The organism is Flavobacterium gyeonganense, assembly GCF_029625295.1.
In the GTDB taxonomy this organism is placed as follows: Bacteria; Bacteroidota; Bacteroidia; order Flavobacteriales; family Flavobacteriaceae; genus Flavobacterium; species Flavobacterium gyeonganense.
Window position 1 is genome coordinate 3,375,959 of sequence record NZ_CP121112.1, and the last position, 18,639, is coordinate 3,394,597.

Here is an 18,639-nt window from a genome sequence, read left to right on the forward strand (position 1 = left end):
TTAAAATTAAAATTTATTTCTGGTGCAAAAGTAGGGTATAAGTACTGGTCCTTACAATAAGATGTGATTATAAAAATTTATAAGTTGATAAGTTTTGGTTATTTTGTATTTTAACTTATTGAATATCAATATTTACAGGTAAAATTCCATTGAGAGTATTTTTTTCTAAAAATTGAATACCTGCTGTTTTTTGAAATTCCTCAAATTCCTGATACACCTGAATTAATCCGAAAGCTTTTTTAAGATTCGGAATTATGGGTAAAACGTATGGATTTCCGAAAACATACACGATGCATTTTTTGGTTTGAAGCAAATCAGAAAGCAATTCTAAAACTTCATTATCAATTTCAAAATTATTCGCTGGTTTTGCTTTCGGAACAAATAATGAAATGATAATGGTTTCGAAGTTTTCTAAATGTTTTTTTATTGAAGAAATGTCAGAATCCTCTAAACTTTCAAAAGCAAATTCCGGAGAAGGTAATGTTGTATTTAAAGTTTTGAAAAATGTGTTTTCGGTATTCTTATATAAACTTAGTTTTGCTAATGTGTTGTTTTTATGAGCTTCAATAACTAAATTAGAAATTCCGTTATCAATGATTTTGGTAATGGCGTTTTGAGCGATTTCAAGATTTAATTTAGAAGCATTTTCGAAATTCAATTCGCCTGAAGTAAAAGTTTCATTCGAAAATAATCCCACTTTTTCTTTGGCTTTTCTAATTCTTTCATAGCTTTCAAAAATACGGTCTGGAGAAGCGTTTTTAAAGATGGCTTCAATTCCTTCAGGCACATTTTCGGCGAAGCATAAAACATCGTTTCCGGCGTTGAAAGCTTCCCATTCCAGCTGGCCTTTTGTCTCATACAATTTAGAAACGCTATGCATGTTTAATGCATCAGAAATTACTAAACCGTTATAACCTAATTTCTCACGCAAAAGATCCTGAATAATCGGTTTTGATAAAGTTGCCGAAGTATCTTTCCCGTCATTTAAACTCGGAACAGCCAAATGTCCAATCATTATCGAATCGACATTATTTTCAATTCCTTTAATGAACGGATATAATTCATTTTCTAATAATTCTTCTAAAGTTTCCTTTAAAACAGGCAATCCTAAATGCGAATCGACATTCGTATTTCCGTGTCCGGGAAAGTGTTTCAGACATCCTAAAATACCAACTTCCGACATTCCATTTAGATATTCAACCGCAAAACAGGCTACTTTTTCTTTGTTTTCTCCAAAAGAACGATACCCAATAACCGGATTATTTGGGTTGTTATTGATGTCTGCCAAAGGTGCTAAATTATAATGAATGCCGGCTGCTTTTAAATCTAAACCGATTTGTTTTCCAACTTCATAAACTAAACTTGATTGGTTTTCAGGCAGAGCACCAAGCGTAATGGCATATGGATATTGCGGTGTTTTTTCGATACGCATGGCCAGACCCCATTCCGCATCAATGCTGATTAAAAGTGGGGTAGAAGCTGCTTTTTGATAACGTACAATCAGCGCTTTGATTTTTTCGTAGCTGTCATCGTTAAAAATAATTTTCTGTTTGCTTTCGTAATTCGTTGCAGCGCTTGCACGACTGTGGAAAAAGGTCAGTCCGCCAATATTATAGTCTCTTATAAGGCGTTCTGTTTCCTGAATATTTTCTTCCGTATCGTTGATAAAAACGGCTGGGAAGAAAAATTGTCCTATTCTTTGTCGTAATGCTTCGGCTGTCAGTTTCATTAATTATAAAGTCTTTTTCATGCAGACACTATTATCCATTTTTTCGTAAGGCGGATAATTGGGTATTATGGTATAATTTAATTTTTGATATAAGTTGATGGCTTCGGGCTGGTTTTTTCCGGTTTCAAGAATCGTATAGTTATAACCAACTTCTTTTGCCCAGATTTCCAATTCTTTTAGAATCGCCGATGCGATTCCTTTTTTTCGATGATCCGGATGCACATACATTCTTTTAATCTCGGTTGTGCCGGGTTCTTTTTCGCGGAAAGCGCCACAGCCAACCGGAATTCCGTCCTCATAGTAAACGATTGTGTGTTTTATTTTATCCGTTTTATTATACTGATTGTAAAACGCATGATCTTCACCATCTCTAATTGCTAAATCCTGATCTAATAAAGCAACCAGATTTATAAAGTCGATATCGTCTGAGTTTGTTCTTTTTAAAGTCATGATTTAAGTACTCAAAAAGTATTTTTATTTCAATTTTGTCTTTTTTTGCTTAGCCAATTGCTTTTTGGTTTCAATTGCTTTTTCCAGTCGGTTTTTAAAACGAAATAACTTTGGAAGTCCTTCCAATCGGTCCTCAAGTGTGATTTCTTCATAAACGACAATTGCTTTTTCTAAAACGCGAATTTCATTATCGAGATCCAGTTGGTTTTTGTAAATATTAGCCAGCCTGTCGTAAGGATGGTTTCCTTTAAAGCTTTCTGCAACATTTTCTTCGTACAATGCAATTGCTTTTTCAAGATTTCCGGTTTTTTCGAACTCAGCTCCTTTCAGGTTGCGTTCGGCCTGCAAATTTTCATTAATTTCCATAGGTAAAAGTTTGATTTGGGGTTAAACTTCTTCTGTTTTTTTTCCGAAATCCTTCGGGAATATTAAAAAACGTGATAAAATAAGACCTGGAATTGTAGCTATCAAAACCCAAATAAAGAAATTTTGATAACCTAAATAGTGTTGTATATAACCGCTCAACATGCCCGGAAGCATCATTCCCATAGCCATAAAGCCGGTTGCCAGTGCATAATGTGCTGTTTTTGATTCTCCTTCAGCAACATGAATCAGGTACATCATAAAAGCAGTAAAACCAAAACCATAACCGAATTGTTCTAAGATCACAACGGCATAAATGTAATATATTGATGTTGGATGAAAAAAGGCTAATAAGATGAAACCAATAATTGGTAGATGCATCGCCAGGAACATGGGCAACATCCATTTGGTAAGACCTTGTTTTGAAATCGCAATTCCGCCTAAAATTCCGCCTAAAGTTAAAGCACCAACGCCAAAAGTTCCATAAATTATTCCAACAGCTTCCGTGTCTAATCCCATTCCGCCTATTTCTTTTCCGTCCAGTAAAAAAGGACTTAGCATTTTAAGCAGCTGCGATTCTCCTAATCTGAAAACCAGAATAAAAGCCAAAACCAATCCGATTTGTTTTTTCTTAAAAAAACTGGCGAATACAGTTCCGAAGTTTTGATTATGATGTGCTTCCTGACTATTTTCTACAGCGTTTATTTCAGTTTTTGGCGTAAAAATGAAGTTATAAAGTGTAATAAAGATCATTAATAAACCAACTGCAATCATCGTGTACGACCAGGCTTTTGTATTATCACCGTATTTGTGCTCCAGATACCCGGCAAACAAAACGATAAGTCCGTTTCCTGCTAAAAGTGAAAGTCGGTAAAAAGTACTTCTGATGCCGAGAAAAAACGATTGCTGTTCTTTTTTTAATGCTAATAAATAAAAACCATCGCTTGCAATATCATTTGAAGCTGAAGCAAAAGCCGCTACCCAAAATATTGCTAAACTCATCATGAAAAATCCGTTTGTTGGAATCGTAAATCCGACCAGTAAAAACGCAATAGAAATGAGTAACTGCATCGATAAAAACCATTTTCTTTTGGTGCCGTTTAATTCAATAAAAGGACTCCAAAGCGGTTTTATAACCCATGGCAAATACAATAAACTGGTGTAAACACCGATATCTTCATTTGAAATCCCCAGATTTTTGTACATAATTACCGAAACCGAAATAATCACGGCATAAGGCAGTCCGGAAGCAAAATTGAGAAGCGGAATCCAAAACCACGGAGTATTATCTGTTTTCATTTGGCTGGGCAGGGATATAATTTTTAAATGTCTTTTTTAAGTCGATAATAGTAGGCGTACTTTCGTTTGCAAAATAGTCAATAAATGTCACAGCACAAGCTTTGTACTGATTGATTTTTTGTGAAGCTACAGAAAGTAAAATTCCTCCTTCGTTTTCGTAAACCCTTACTTTGTCAATAATTTGTCTTGGGTCATTAATGTCTATTTTCGAAATATGATCAGCTCCATAAATCACCAGGTATCTCACTTTTGTATTTAAAGGCGATTTTATACTGAATGTATAACGAAGACTGTCTTTTGTGTATTCATTGACAACTGGCGTGTCAATAATAACACGTTTAAGATTAGGAACTGCCGGTGGAAGAGCCGGATACAAATATTGATTTTCTTCTAAATGACGAACAATATCAAAGTTTTTGTCCATGAACCATTTAGCACTGAAATAAGCGCTTCCGCTTACGTTTTTGAAACTTCTCAAATAATCGATCTGATTCGGGATTTCTGACATGAAATTCCAGCTTTTATCACTGTCTCCTCTAATTTTATAGGATGCGTGACCGATGTAAATGGCTGTATTATTTGAATTCTCAGACCACCATTTTACTAATTTTGAGTAATTGGCAACACGATTGTTCATGCTCCAATAGAGTTGTGGCAGAATGTAATCAATCCATTTCTGGTCCATCCATAAAACCGGATCTGCATATAAATCGTCATAATTTGAAGTTGACTGTGTCTCGGAACCTTTTGGGTCTACCGATTTATTTCGCCAAACCCCAAACGGACTGATTCCGAATTGCACCCACGGTTTGCTGGCTTTTATAGTAGTAGAAATCGTGTGTACAAAATTGCTCACATTGGCACGACGCCAGTCCGCAAGCGATAAGCCGCTTCCGTATTTTTTGAAGGATGCTGTGTCGTTAAACACTTTTCCAGGAACGGCATAGGGATAAAAATAATCATCAAAGTGAATGGCGTCGATGTCGTATTTGTCAACAACCTCTTTCACCACTTTGGTTAAATGCGACTGAACTTCCGGCAAAGCTGGATCATAATATAGTTTTCCTCCATATTCAATCATCCATTCCGGATGTTTGAAAATATCGTGATTAGGGCTTAATTGCTGTTTATTTAAATCGAAAGTCGCGCGGTATGGGTTCATCCAGGCATGAAATTCAAAACCTCTTTCGTGTGCCTGCTCGATCATCCAGGCCAATGCATCATAATACGGACTCGGAGCCTGACCTTCCTTGCCTGTTAAAAACCTTGACCATGGCGCTAGTTCTGAAGGGTAAAAAGCATCACCGACACTTCTAATCTGAACAATTACGGCATTGTAATTCAGTTTTTTGTAAGCCTCTAAAATTCCGATATAATCTGCTTTTTCTTTTTCAACGTTATCAATCGCCGTTTTGGGCCAGTCAATATTTACAACAGTTGCAATCCAGACACCTCTAAATTCATTTTTAGGATGTTTGTGTTTCTCCTGTGAACTGATATTCCATCCAAAGAAAAATAAAAATATGATGGAGTATATTAGGTGTTGATTTTTATGCATTTCAATCTTTTTTAACAGAAACCAAAAATAGTTTTTTTAACCGACTATCGTAAATAATTCAGAAATTATAATTTAAACGTTATTTGTTTGGTTTTCATGTAATTGTTTTGGCTTTTTATACGATTAGTTTGTAACTGAATTTGATTATTCATTTTTGAAGCAGAACGATTAGGCTTTTCTAATAAGCATCGTCCCGCTTTCCGATACAAACGAAGTTCACTGAACTCCGATTAAAAATAAAAATTAAGTGAAGTAATCTTTTGTGCCGAACCCCGGCACAAAAGGATTTCTACTTCAAACAAAGTTCACTGAACTCCAATAAAAATAGAAGTTAAGTGAAGTAATCGGGGCTAAAGAGAAACATTTTGATTTTTTGAGAACATTCCAAAATAATAATCCAAGGTTAATTTTAATCCGGAAACGAAATTTTACCCATCGTTACAGAAGGAATTCCTTTGTTTGTACCAAAATTATAATGGCCGCCGGCAACCGTTTCATTGGCTAAAACCGCAAATAAAACCGCTTCTTTGGCATCGCTTAAAATACCCAAATCATCGCTTTTTTGAAATTCGAAAGGCAATAATTCTTTTAACCATTTCACCAATAACGGATTGTTAGTGCCACCTCCCGACATATATACTTTGAATTCCTCAATTGGTGTTCCGCTGTTTTTAACTACAAACTGAATCGCTTCTGCAATTGTCTCTGCGCTCAGGCGTGTTAAAGTAGCCAGCAAATCTGGTGCCGAAATGTTTTCGAGTTTGGTTTTTGAAAGTGCCAAATCAACAAAACTTTTGTTGAATAATTCCTGCCCGATGGTTTTTGGGAAACTTTTCGTGAAGAAAGCATCGTTTTTTAGTTCCGACAAAAGAATTTGATTTACGATTCCTCTTTGGGCGATTTCGGCATCTTTATCGTAACTTTTTTCAGGGAAAAACTGTTTGGTGAAAATGTCGATTAAGGTATTGGCTGTTCCGGTATCGGTTACAAAAACTTCCTCGGCGTTTAGGGAAGCGGGCAGATAGGTAAAGTTTGCGATTCCGCCCATGTTGAGCATGATTCGGTTTTCGCCTTTTTTGCTGAATAATAAATAATCGCCATAAACGGCCAAAGGTGCGCCTTCGCCACCCGCTGCAACGTGTTTTTGCCTGAAATCTGAAAGTGTGATAATTCCGGTTTTTACGGCAATATGGTCGCCATCACCAATTTGCAAAGTCGCATTTGGGAATTTTTCCTGCTGATGCAAAAACTTCGGAGCATGCAAAACTGTTTGTCCATGGGAAGCGATTAACTCGACTTCACTTGCCTGAATATTCCATTTGGCTAAACTCTCATTAATCATGCTGGCATGTAATATTCCAATCCATTCGTTTAGTAATGCCAAATGCTGAAAATCTATGGTTTTCTGGGCAAACACTTTACGGATTTCGGTTTTAATGTCTTCGGAATAATTGATGGTTTCGAATTCCAGAATTTTTACAGCGGTATTTTCGCCAGCTCCGGAAATAGCACAAAGCGCAATATCAAGCCCGTCCAGCGAAGTTCCGGACATTAAACCTATTATTTTTCGGGTTTGTTTTTGGGCAATATTATAGAGAGCGGTTATGTTTTTGTTCATTTTGATGGAGGCTTTTTTTTGATTATGCTAAAATCGGAATGTTTTGGGGGTAAATTTAGGGAAAGTTGGGGATTTTTTGGTTTTAGAAAACGGGTATATATACGTGTTGTTCAATTTTCATTTATCTCTATCCTTGTTTTAAAATAAGCTTATGGTTTTCCATAATAGTTATAATGATTAAAAATTTAAATTTGTTTTTTTAAATAATATATTAAATATGATTATAGATTTTTTAAAAGGAAGTGCGTTAGTAGCATTCGTTGTAGGATTTTGGGATAAGATAAAGACCGTAATATGGATAATTATATCGACATTTATTCAAAAAATTGAGATTAAAAGTGAAGATACGCATGATGCTATAGTTGCATATTTGATAACAAATTATAAAAAAATATCAAGTTATGATAGGGTTTATGGCTCACAATATGAGTCATATAGAAATGGAAAATATGGACTTGTTCCATATGAAAAATATGGAGTAAAATCTATAATATTTTTAACTGAGAAAAAGTTTTTGAAGCTTTTTAGGCTTCCTTTTTATTTTACCCACACAAACCCTCATACAGAAATAGGAAATGACAACAATCCTCATTCGATAAGTGAAACTGACAAGACTTATTCATATATTTTTTGTTTACGATTTACTGTTAACTTCGATGAAATTGTAACTAAATCAATAATTGGGAGAAATAACGTAAGTTGGAATATTGATGAAAAGGAAGAGAATTCAAATAGATTCAATATCTATTATTTTCCTGAGAGAGAATATGGTGGAAGTGAGCGACATGGACATAATTCTGGTTATGCATGGTATAAACAGAATCAATATCGGATCTTGGGTGTAACACAAGATGAATTAGGTAGAGAAAGGAAAAGTAATGGAAAAGCACTAGAGAATCTTTTTTTTCCTAAAAAAATTAAGAATTTAATTGACATTATTGGACTCTGGGTAAAAAGCCAAAATTGGTACAAGGAAAAAGGAATCCCATGGAAAAGAGGTTGGCTTTTGTATGGTCCTCCAGGTACAGGAAAAACTGCATTGGCACGTGCTTTTGCAGAAGATTTGGATATGCCAATTTATTTTTTTTCGATAGGTCAATTATCAAATAATGAATTTGTAAAATCTTGGCAAAGTATGCAACTTAATGTTCCTTGTATTGCACTCATTGAAGATATTGACAATGTTTTTGATAAAAGGAAAAATATAGCCCAAAATTCAATGGTTTTGTCAGGTTTATTACAAAACAGTGATGATGGAGCTAACACGGAAAATCAGTCTATGAAGATGCCTTTGACATTTGATACATTACTAAATTGTATTGATGGGGTTGATAAATCAGAAGGTGTTTTTACTATAATAACTACTAATGATATTACAAAAATTGATTCAGCGATTGGGGTTCCTCAGACTCTTGATGATGGAACGCTAAATTTTGTTTCCACAAGACCAGGAAGAATTGATAAAGCAATTGAGCTTACATATATGGAAAGAGAAAATAAAATTGAGATGGCTAATAAGATACTTGGAGATTTTAATGATGAATTAGAAAAGGTATTAGAGTATATTAGGACAGAAACTCAGGAAACTCCGGCTCAATTTCAAGAATATTGTTCACAAATAGCTTTACAAGAATATTGGAAAATTAATCAATAGGTTTCTAGAGATGTTTAAAATAGAATATACTATTCAATTAACATCAATATTATGTTAGATTAATATAAACCTAACTAGCGCTCGTTTACCAACAAATCTGGTGCTTGATTGCATCGAGTACCTACTTATATTATGTAACCGAAACGTAGCGTTTGCAACGCGAATAATTAAAGTAAAACTTTCATAAAATTGAAATGATACAGTCTCAATTTCAGTAGATTTATATTAAGTCCTAAAAATATCCGCTTTGTAAACGCTATGTTTAAAATTCAAAAGAAAATAGGTAATCGATGCAATCGAGCAACAGAATTACCGTTCTAATATTTCTAACAATATTATTTACAGGTGAAATCTTGTAAAATCAATAAAAATTATATCTTTGCTTTGCTAAAATACCTTAGGAAATTATCCTGAAAACTTTATAAGTTAACATAAGCGATTCCCTCGCCATGATGTACCTGCGGAAACAATGGTAAATCTATCCTATATGGGTATTTTAGCACATCTAAAGCGAGGGTTTCGTGCGTTTAATATTTTCGATTATGCTAAAAGAAAATCAAAAAACATCTCATCACGATGTCATGCCATCTATGGCCAATTTCGTTTCAGACCTTTGGTTTGAGGGAGATTTTAAAAAACAGCCTCTGTACCTGTTGGAAATTTTTGAACTAATGCTCGCAACAGAATTAGGCGACGATCAGGATTTAAGACTCAAAATGCTAAGCTGTTTAAGAACCAGCAGAAATCTGGCAGAAACGTTGTCAGCGTTTTCAGATGAGCAGATTATCAAGGCTTGCAGAAAGACAGCGGTAAAATTTACTTAAAGTCAATTATTAAAATTTAGAATATTATTAAAGCTTCGCAATATGCGGAGCTTTTTTTGTATCAACAATTCCTATGGTATTCGATGCAATCGAGCACCAGAATTAGCGAACAACTACTCTTAATTTGATGATATTCTTTTGCAAAGTTTTATTGTTTTATAATTTCATATCCCATTTTTTTTGGTTTTGTCACTATATCATTGTCAATCCATTTTGTTTTAATAAAATATTTTCCTTTATCTTCAATTAATATAAATTCAGGATTCATTTTTGCACCTAACTTATAGCCATTTAAGTTTTTTAAATGATTTAATACTAATTCATTATCATTCTCTTTCGTAGTTAATAAATCTTTAAATCCTATTTGATAACCGTCTCCAGTAGCTATAATGCTATCGTTTGAGATTTCAATGTCTAAATTCCAGCCGGCATTTTCTCCTCCAATTTTTCCATAACTAAAATAAGTTGAATATTTTCCAATCCATTTATTAGATATTTTGCTTAAAACAGTTTTGGAGTTTGATTGATTAATAATTTTATCTATAAAGTTACTTCTCCATTTAGTTTCACTTTTATCGTCTTTTTCATTTAAAACTTTAAAACTTTCAAGCTTTTCCCAATTGTTATTTGAATTTAAGTAAAACAAATCCGTAGTTCTAGGGGTTTTGAAATTGTACGGAGAATCCATACCAACAAATTCTGTATATTTTTTATCAATGAAAAATAACCAAATGTCAAATTCATTACTTAAACTATTATTATTTTTTACTTTATCAATTAATATATTATTCACTTCATAAATTTCACCACTTATATTTTCAGTTTGCTTATTATACCAATTCTTTGCACCAATTTTTGGTATAATTATAAAAAATAAGGAAGAACCATCTTTGGTAAACAGTTCATCACAATTTTTAAATACACCATCATCTTCTACACAGATATCCTGTAGGTTTTTCAAAAAATCTGTATTTTGACTTTTGTTTACAGTTTTTTTGTTAATTATACTTTTAGTATTATTTATCTTTAATGTATTTGCTTTTTCTTGACAGCTAGTGAATGAATAAACAATCAATGCAATCATTAATATTCCTTTTTTCATTTTTATAATTTTTTGGTGTAATTTTTAGGTCTATAATAACCGAACCAGCCATCATGACCGAATAGTGCTCCTCCTAATCTGTCATAAATTGCTGTTCTGGTACAATTAGTTTCTGAATCTCCACCATTCTTTACTTGTTTTCTTTCCCCAACAGCTCCTGATTTTCCTATCGCCTCCATTATAGTAACCGTGTCATTAGATTCATCATACTCATAAACAACTCCTGTATGACCTCCCCAACTTCCGTTTTTTGTACGTCCCCAAGCGAAAACATCTCCTTTTTGAGGTTTAAATGTGGATAACTTACTTCCTTCAACCAAATCAATATTTTCATTATCAATGATTTTTCGAAAACTATTTTCATTATTCATATTCGCAGTTGTCATATAAATTATTTTTTTTGTTATCCCAAGCTTATGAAGATATCTGCTAACAAACTCAGAACAATCCATTTTTGCTAATCCAGCTTCAGTATCTGCTGTTCGATTTTTATTAGTTTCCTGCAAATATGCTCGATGACTATCGGCAATTATTTTCATTTCTTCCAAAACACCAGAAGTAGGAATATCGTCTATCTTTTTTTCATCAAGTACCCCACAAGTAAATTCTGAGGATTTATTCTCTTTTTTGCTTCCTTCTTTTAATGATTCATACGCTCTGTGAGCCAACTCTTTTTTAGTTATACCGTTTTCTTTATCAGTATCGATTGATTCGTTTGCTTTATAGTAAGTTGTTCCCTCTTTATAGAGTGTTGTAGAATCATTACTTCCATTCATTTTTGAAGGTGAAAATACAAGTAAATATAAATCTGCTAACGTTAATTTGCTTTTTATCTTATTTGCATCAATCCAATATTCGATATATTTTTCGACATAATCTAATTGCTCTAATTGGCTCATTAAAGCTAATTTTCTTTTTGTCAGTGAATAATTGTAGTAATTATTTAATTCATCTATTGCTACTGGGGTAAATTGAATTAAACCAACTGCACCTGAAAAATTTTCAGGTAAATCCTTTATCTCTTTTTCATTTAATCCTCTATTATCTTTTTTGGGTTTGCCATTAGCTCTAAATTTACCAGTTGGCATTAATTTTACTAAAGATGTAGAAAATGTTTTGTATGTTTCTACCCACATTACGGCCATTAAATGATTAGGGTCAAAATTTTGTCTTTTACTTATCTCAACAACTTTTTTCTTGAAATCGCAAGTCAAATTCGGGTGACCTCCCCATACCAAATCAAAATCTTTGCATGTACATGTTGTCGCTTTTTTCTTCTTTTCATCCTCTGCATCCGGTACAAAAATCTTCATTACACTATTTGTAAACTCCATTGGATCAGGTAAAAATATGGGTTTTATTTTGAAAGCTTCTTCAACCCAATCGTATTTTTTACCAGTTGACGGTGGTTGTATTCCTTTTTTGTCTTTTTTGGATTTGTCTTTTGTTTCGGCTGGAATTGTTTTTTTGGCGGGCTGTTTGGGTTCCGGTCGGTAATCAGAATTGTTTACATTTAAATTATTACTGCTAACTTTTTCTTCTAGAAATATTTCGGCGGTTGCATAATACTCATGGGTTTGCCCTTCATTGGCATTTCTTGCATTGGCTATTTTTTTGAAATCGGGTGTTAATTTAAAATCAATATCGGCAATTCCATTTTTTACGGTACCAGAAAGTGTTTGCGCTTTGTTTTTTTCATTTAGCTTATCATGTCCACCTCCGTCTGCATCATCTTCCCAAAGTGTAACATATACTCTCTGCCAATCCATGTGCAGGCAATGAACCCTTGCTTTAATGGTTTGCCCGTAAGCTAATGGTTTCGTTGGTTTTTTACCGTTTATATCAAGTAATTCAATACTTTGAATTTTTGGAATTTCAGCCGGATGAGTTTTTATATCCAGGTAGGCGATCTGTTCACCACGTTTCGCTACAATGCGAATCCCTTTTCGGGTTAGGCTTCTTTGTAAAAAAGTAAATGATACGGTGTTTCCTGTTTTTTCATTTCCTTTTGCTTTTCTCCATTTACCAAGTTCCAAAACATAAACTTCCCATGTAACAGGATATTCAAAATGGTTAAGAGTATTTGAAGGAATCTGGTCTGAAAAAAGTCCTATTTTAGGAAGTAGGGTATTGACTGAGTAAAACTCTTCCTTGCCCACTTCTGGGGCAGGATTTCCGGTTATTTTAAAATCTGACATTTATATCGTATTTGGGGTAATAATTTAGAATAAGATTTTTCTTTAATTATTTGACGAATATAAATATTAAATTCATTAAAACAACAATAATGGAAAATAAATTTCTTACAAATATGAGTTTCTAGCCCAGATGGAAGCGGCATCTCCCGATTAGAAAAACAAGGCTTTTTAGCCCTAGTTTTTGTTATCGGGAATATAGCGGACAGCTGGAAATAGCTCCTGAAAATCCTTAAAATAAAATAGCTCTATTAATGCGAAAACCCAAACGAAATACTGAGAATAATGATTCCGATTACGATGGTGGTAATGGCCACATAGAGGTAGTCTTTTTCGAGGAGAAAAGAAAATAAGGACAGTAATACCCGAAATACAGGCGTGAGGAACAAAAGTATGATTCCGGAGAAGATGATCGCGTCGCCTTTTCCCTGAATTACACCCTGGTAAATGGTTGCGATTACTTCAAAAATGTTTTTATCATTTTCTATAAATACCGAGTAGTCTTCGATTTCCTGACCGTGGTGCAACAGATAAACGATGCCTCCAATGGCGGCTACAGACAATGCTGTCCAAACGCCGTAGCGCAATAAATTGCCTATAATGTTCTGAAAATCTTTTTCCTGAGATATATTTGGTGTCATGTTTTTAGATTTTTCCGTTAATGCCATTGTAAATCATGTTTATTGCCAGTACAAAAATGAGACAGGCAAAGAAGATACGCAGTTTCTTAGGGTTGGTTCTCACCAGAATTTTGGCTCCTGCCATGGCTCCGAATAAAACGCCAATTACAACTGGCATACAGATTCCGGGTTCGATATAGCCTTTCTGAATATAAATTACGGAACTTGCCATTGCGGTAACGCCCATCATAAAATTACTGGTGGTGGTAGAAACCTTAAAGGGAATCCGCATGATATTGTCCATAGCAATTACTTTGAAAGCTCCGGAACCGATCCCTAATAATCCGGACATCATTCCGGCGATGCCCATCATGCTGAATCCGCCAATTACATTTTTTGTTCCGTATGCAATTACTTCTCCGTCATGAGTAGGGTAGCTGCCGTTTAGATGTAGTTTTTTTGCCAGCGGACTGGATTCTAAAACAATATGTTCTTCTTTTTTCGGAGTGAATTAACAGCCGAGAAAATAAGCGTGAGTCCGAATAAAACGGCTATAAAAGACGTCGGTGCGATTGTGGAAAGCAGTGCCCCGCCAACGGCTCCGAGTGTGGTGGCGATTTCGAGGAATATACCGAGACGCATATTGGTAATTCCTTCTTTGACATAAGCCGCCGCAGAACCTGATGAAGTCGCAATTACAGAAACCAATGCTGCCCCGATTGCATAATGAATATCAACTCCGAGAAGAACTGTGAGTAGTGGTATGATGATAATTCCGCCGCCTAATCCGGACAAGGAGCCTATGAAACCGGCTAAAAAAGCTCCTAAAAGCATAATCAGCGTAAATGTTAATATTGTCATGGGTATGTTTTTTCTGGCTGCTAATTTACGAATACATATTGGCTATTAAAGCTTAAAAAGTACTTAAAAATTATTATTCCAAGATGAGTTTCTTATGAAAACGAACATTTTAGCCCAGATGAAAGCGGCATCCTTTTGTGGCGGTGTTCGCAACAAAAGATATAGCGGACAGCTGGAATTGGCTCCATAAAATAATAATTGCAAATTCAGGGATTAAATAATAAGTATAAAAAACACACTTATAAAAACGGCTGAAATCCAAAATACAGTACAAGTTCGCAGTATTCTGGCGTAAACATTGAAAAATCAGTGGCTAATTTTCTTAATTTAGAATAAAAACAAAGGAAATAAGAGTATTTTTGTTACCGAAAAATCATATCAGTTTTAGGTTATAAATTCAATCAGAATGTCAATAATTAAGGAGTTAGAACAACTGTCTGCATCATTAGAAGGAATACTTTTATACGATGATCTTCATAAAACGCTTTATTCAACCGATGCGTCGGTGTACCGGATTAAACCCAATGCGGTGGCTATACCCAAAACGACCGCTGATATTGCCAAACTAATAAAGTTTGCAGCGAATCATAACATGTCGATTACACCAAGAACTGCGGGAACCTCACTGGCAGGACAGGCAGTAGGAGACGGATTGGTAATTGATGTTTCGAAGCATTTTACTAAAATTATTTCGTTTGATGCCGAAAAGAAAACGGTTACGGTTCAGCCCGGTGTCATTCGCGATGAACTGAATTTATTCCTAAAACCTCACGGTGTATTTTTCGCTCCAATCACATCAACCTCAAACCGCGCCATGATTGGCGGAATGGTCGGAAATAACTCTTCGGGAACAACCTCGATTCGGTATGGTGTTACGAGAGATAAAATTGCTGAAGTTAAAGCAATTTTGAGCGACGGTTCTGAAGTGGTTTTTACAGATCTGACTTCGGCTGAATTTATCGAAAAAACAAAAGGCGATACTTTAGAAAATAAAATATACAAAAGTGTTTACGACGAACTTTCAGTAAAAGAAAATCAGGAAGAAATTAAAAAGGAGTTTCCGAAACCTGAAATTCACAGGAGAAACACCGGTTATGCGGTTGATATTCTGCTAAAATCAGAATTGTTTGGCGGAACAGAACCGACAATCAATTTAGGAAAACTGCTTTGCGGAAGCGAAGGAACTTTGGCTTTTACAACAGAAGTGACACTGAAAGTGGATGATCTTCCGCCTGCGCACAGTATTATGGTGGTTGGACATTATCATACGATTCAGGAATCTTTAGAGTCGGTTGTGGTCGCAATGAAGCATCATTTGTACACCTGCGAAATGATTGACGATACGATTTTAGATTGTACCAAAACGAATCGGGAACACGTAAAAAACAGGTTTTTTTGCAGGGTGAACCAAAAGCGATTATGATGTTTGAAGTCGCGGGTCATACTTTGGAAGAAGCCGAAAAGCAAGCCGATGCTTTAATTGCCGATCTAGAAAAAAACAATTTTGGTTATGCCAATGTAAAGATTTACGGAGCTGATATTGACAAAGCCAACGAACTGAGAAAAGCCGGACTTGGTCTTTTAGGAAGTATTGTAGGCGACAATAAAGCGGCGGATTCAATTGAGGATACAGCGGTTGAATTGAGCGATTTGCCAGCCTATATTGCAGAATTTTCGGCGATGATGTTAAGCCACGGTCAGGAAGCGATTTATTATGCACATGCCGGTGCGGGAGAATTGCACTTGCGTCCTGTTTTGAATTTGAAGAAGACTGAAGATTTAAAATTATTCAGAACCATTGCGACAGAGGTAGCGCATTTGGTGAAAAAATACAGAGGTTCATTAAGTGGTGAACATGGCGACGGAATTGTACGTGGGGAATTTATTCCGTTTATGATTGGTGAAAAGAATTACGAATTACTGAAAAGAATCAAACTGGCGTTCGATCCGAATTCGGTTTTGAATATTGGGAAAATTGTCAATGCCGGAAAAATGGACGAAAATCATCGTGTGATTTCGGGCAGAATTGAACCGGATATCAAAACATTTCAGGATTTCTCAGACAGTTTAGGGATTTTGCGTGCAGCCGAAAAATGCAACGGTTCCGGTGACTGCCGTAAACTGCCGTCTGGCGGAGGAGCGATGTGTCCGAGCTATCGTGCAACCCGAAACGAAAAAGAAACCACTCGTGCAAGGGCTAATGCGTTGCGTGAATATCTGACCTATTCTGAAAAAGAAAACAAATTCGACCAGAAAGAATTATACGAAGTTTTTGAGTTGTGTGTGAGCTGCAAAGCGTGTGCAAGCGAATGCCCTAGTAATGTGGATGTAGCAACTCTAAAAGCCGAATTTTTATACCAATATCAAAAAGCAAACGGATTCTCAACCCGAAGTAAGATTTTTGCCAACAACGCCAAACTGAATAAAATGGGAAGCATATTCCCATCGATTACGAATTTTATTTCGAATCAGGCTTTGGTTAAAAAAACTATGGGAATTGCGCCGGAAAGACAAGTTCCGTTATTGGCGAAAAAGACTTTTAGAAAATGGTTCCAAAATCATAAGCCTTCAACTACTGATTTTCCTAGCGGAAGATTGTATTTGTTTGTAGATGAATTCACGAATTATTACGATGTGAATATCGGAATCGATGCTTTCGAATTATTGACAAAATTAGGTTATCAGGTTTTAGTTATCGATCACGAAGAAAGCGGAAGAGCCTATTTATCAAAAGGATTTTTGGAAGAAGCCAAGAAAATTGCCAATCACAATGTAAATGTATTTAAAGATCTGGTTTTAGGAAATGCGCCTTTGGTTGGAATAGAACCTTCGGCGATTTTGACTTTCAGGGATGAATACCTTCGTTTGGCAGATGATAAAGATGCAGCAGAAAAATTATCCCGAAATACGTTTACGATTGAAGAATTCTTCAAAAAAGAAATCAATGATGGAAAAATCACACCTGATTCTTTTTCAGAAGAAACGAAAGAAATCAAAATTCACGGACATTGCCACCAGAAATCTTTAAGTTCTGTTGAAGCGACTTTTGCCATGCTGAATCTGCCTAAAAATAATACGGTTACCATTTATAATTCGGGCTGCTGTGGAATGGCCGGTTCTTTTGGTTATGAAAAAGAACATTATAAAGTGAGCATGCAGATGGGTGAAGATACCTTATTTCCAAAAGTGCGTAATACAGCCGAAAATGTAAAAATTGCTGCTGCGGGAACAAGCTGCCGTCATCAGATTTATGATGGAACGAGTCGTGAGGCTCAGCATCCGGTTTCAATTTTAAGAAGTTGTTTAAAATAACTAAGGCTTTAATTTATGTATATGAAATTTTGTTTGAGCATCATTTTATTCACAACACTTTTAGCGAAAGCACAAAATAGAGTAGATTGTTCAAAATGTTCATTGGAACTCATTGATGAGACTAAACTGGAAAATGAAGATATTAATGCTTTAAAATTATTAAAAAACGAGATTTACGCCCGAAAGGGATATGTGTTTTCAAATCCTGAATATGCTGATTATTTCAAAAAATATAGCTGGTATAAGCCTGTAAATGATAATAAAAGTATTGTTTATTCGGATATTGAAAAAAGGAATATTGCAATCCTGTCGCAAAAAATTAATGAAATTTCGCAGTTTATTTCGACTGAAAATAATAGCAAATACAAAATTATTTCAGAAGAAAAGATAAATGAAATTTTTCCAAAAGAAAAAAGAAAAGAATTAGGTATAAATTTTAATATCTGGAAAGTTTACAGTTATAAGGATAAAGCTGGACAGTATTATTTAGTTTTAACGGAAAACAAATTTAAAGAGCCAACTGGTGGAAATGTTTTTAATAATTCGATCAAAGCATTAAATTTTAAAATACAGGGCAATGGTTTGATCAAAACTTTTGAAACAAATGATGCCAAAGATAAGGAAGAAGAAAGTGTATGGTTTTGGACGCGATATATCTATGTGGAAGATTTTGATAATGACGGTATCATAGAACCAATGATTATTTATGGCACCAGCGGTTATAATGGTTATAGCGATGGAAGAATCAAAATTTTATTGTATTATAAGGGTAAAAAAATTGGAGTACGAATTCAAAATGGCGTTTTAGATGATGAAAGGAATCTTAAGATAGATACCGATTTTTATGCTCTGCCAAAGAAAATACAGGACAAAATTGTGGAGCAAATGGAGCAAATGGTCGAAAATAACCACTCTATTTTGCCGTATGGATGGCAAAAAAAGATGGCAAAAAAAATAACTTTTATTGAAGAATAATTTCATAAAAAATCTGCTGAATCTTCGTGTGAAAAAAATATTGCCACAGATTAAAAAGATTAAATAATCTGTGTAAATC

12 protein-coding genes and 2 pseudogenes are annotated in these 18,639 nt (G+C 34.8%); 4 read left to right on the top strand and 10 right to left on the bottom strand.

The genetic code is table 11. The features are described 5' to 3' along the window. Positions 1-115: 115 nt before the first annotated feature. The 6 genes from P5P89_RS14595 to P5P89_RS14620 all read right to left on the bottom strand — a co-directional run bounded on the left by P5P89_RS14595 (position 116) and on the right by P5P89_RS14620 (position 7,017). The gene (locus tag P5P89_RS14595) at positions 116-1,729 is read right to left on the bottom strand and encodes a glycoside hydrolase family 3 protein (RefSeq protein WP_278008997.1); all 1,614 of its coding nucleotides are present in this window, start codon (positions 1,727-1,729) and stop codon (positions 116-118) included. A 3-nt stretch (positions 1,730-1,732) separates the two neighbouring features. Then, on the bottom strand, positions 1,733-2,179 hold the full coding sequence (locus tag P5P89_RS14600; protein WP_278008998.1) for a GNAT family N-acetyltransferase: 447 nt from the start codon (positions 2,177-2,179) through the stop codon (positions 1,733-1,735). Between the two features lie 24 nt (positions 2,180-2,203). Beyond that, positions 2,204-2,545 (bottom strand): tetratricopeptide repeat protein, encoded by a 342-nt coding sequence (locus P5P89_RS14605; protein WP_278008999.1) that lies wholly within the window; start codon positions 2,543-2,545, stop codon positions 2,204-2,206. A 21-nt stretch (positions 2,546-2,566) separates the two neighbouring features. Continuing rightward, positions 2,567-3,841, bottom strand: coding sequence for an MFS transporter (locus P5P89_RS14610; protein ID WP_278009000.1), 1,275 nt, complete (start codon positions 3,839-3,841; stop codon positions 2,567-2,569). Beyond that, positions 3,828-5,399, bottom strand: coding sequence for a glycoside hydrolase family 10-like protein (locus tag P5P89_RS14615; protein ID WP_278009001.1), 1,572 nt, complete (start codon positions 5,397-5,399; stop codon positions 3,828-3,830). The genes P5P89_RS14610 and P5P89_RS14615 overlap by 14 nt, the downstream gene beginning before the upstream one ends. Positions 5,400-5,808: 409 nt before the next feature. Beyond that, on the bottom strand, positions 5,809-7,017 hold the full coding sequence (locus P5P89_RS14620) for an anhydro-N-acetylmuramic acid kinase (protein WP_278009002.1): 1,209 nt from the start codon (positions 7,015-7,017) through the stop codon (positions 5,809-5,811). Positions 7,018-7,234: 217 nt separating this feature from the next. Between P5P89_RS14620 and P5P89_RS14625 the strand changes: the two genes are divergently transcribed. Together P5P89_RS14625 and P5P89_RS14630 are read left to right on the top strand one after the other, a co-directional pair. Continuing rightward, positions 7,235-8,671, top strand: a complete 1,437-nt coding sequence (locus tag P5P89_RS14625; RefSeq protein WP_278009003.1) for an AAA family ATPase — start codon at positions 7,235-7,237, stop codon at positions 8,669-8,671. Positions 8,672-9,213: 542 nt separating this feature from the next. Then, positions 9,214-9,495: a hypothetical protein gene (locus tag P5P89_RS14630; RefSeq protein WP_278009004.1), complete on the top strand. Its 282-nt coding sequence runs from the start codon at positions 9,214-9,216 to the stop codon at positions 9,493-9,495. Between the two features lie 148 nt (positions 9,496-9,643). Here the strand turns inward: P5P89_RS14630 and P5P89_RS14635 are convergent, their stop codons facing one another. The 4 genes and pseudogenes from P5P89_RS14635 to P5P89_RS14650 form a co-directional block, all read right to left on the bottom strand. Then, complete coding sequence (locus P5P89_RS14635; protein ID WP_278009005.1) at positions 9,644-10,597, bottom strand: hypothetical protein; 954 nt, start codon at positions 10,595-10,597, stop codon at positions 9,644-9,646. A 2-nt stretch (positions 10,598-10,599) separates the two neighbouring features. Continuing rightward, positions 10,600-12,795, bottom strand: coding sequence for a CHAP domain-containing protein (locus P5P89_RS14640; RefSeq protein ID WP_278009006.1), 2,196 nt, complete (start codon positions 12,793-12,795; stop codon positions 10,600-10,602). A 248-nt stretch (positions 12,796-13,043) separates the two neighbouring features. Continuing rightward, positions 13,044-13,460 (bottom strand): DUF1634 domain-containing protein, encoded by a 417-nt coding sequence (locus P5P89_RS14645; RefSeq protein ID WP_278009007.1) that lies wholly within the window; start codon positions 13,458-13,460, stop codon positions 13,044-13,046. After that, positions 13,438-14,273 (bottom strand): annotated as a pseudogene (locus P5P89_RS14650) (sulfite exporter TauE/SafE family protein). Before P5P89_RS14650 ends, P5P89_RS14645 begins: the two are co-directional and overlap by 23 nt. A 406-nt stretch (positions 14,274-14,679) precedes the next feature. Here P5P89_RS14650 and P5P89_RS14655 point away from each other — a divergent pair. Both P5P89_RS14655 and P5P89_RS14660 read left to right on the top strand, forming a co-directional pair. After that, positions 14,680-17,585, top strand: a pseudogene (locus tag P5P89_RS14655) (FAD-binding and (Fe-S)-binding domain-containing protein). A 21-nt stretch (positions 17,586-17,606) separates the two neighbouring features. After that, positions 17,607-18,560: a YARHG domain-containing protein gene (locus P5P89_RS14660; protein WP_278009008.1), complete on the top strand. Its 954-nt coding sequence runs from the start codon at positions 17,607-17,609 to the stop codon at positions 18,558-18,560. The last annotated feature ends 79 nt before the right edge of the window (positions 18,561-18,639 follow it).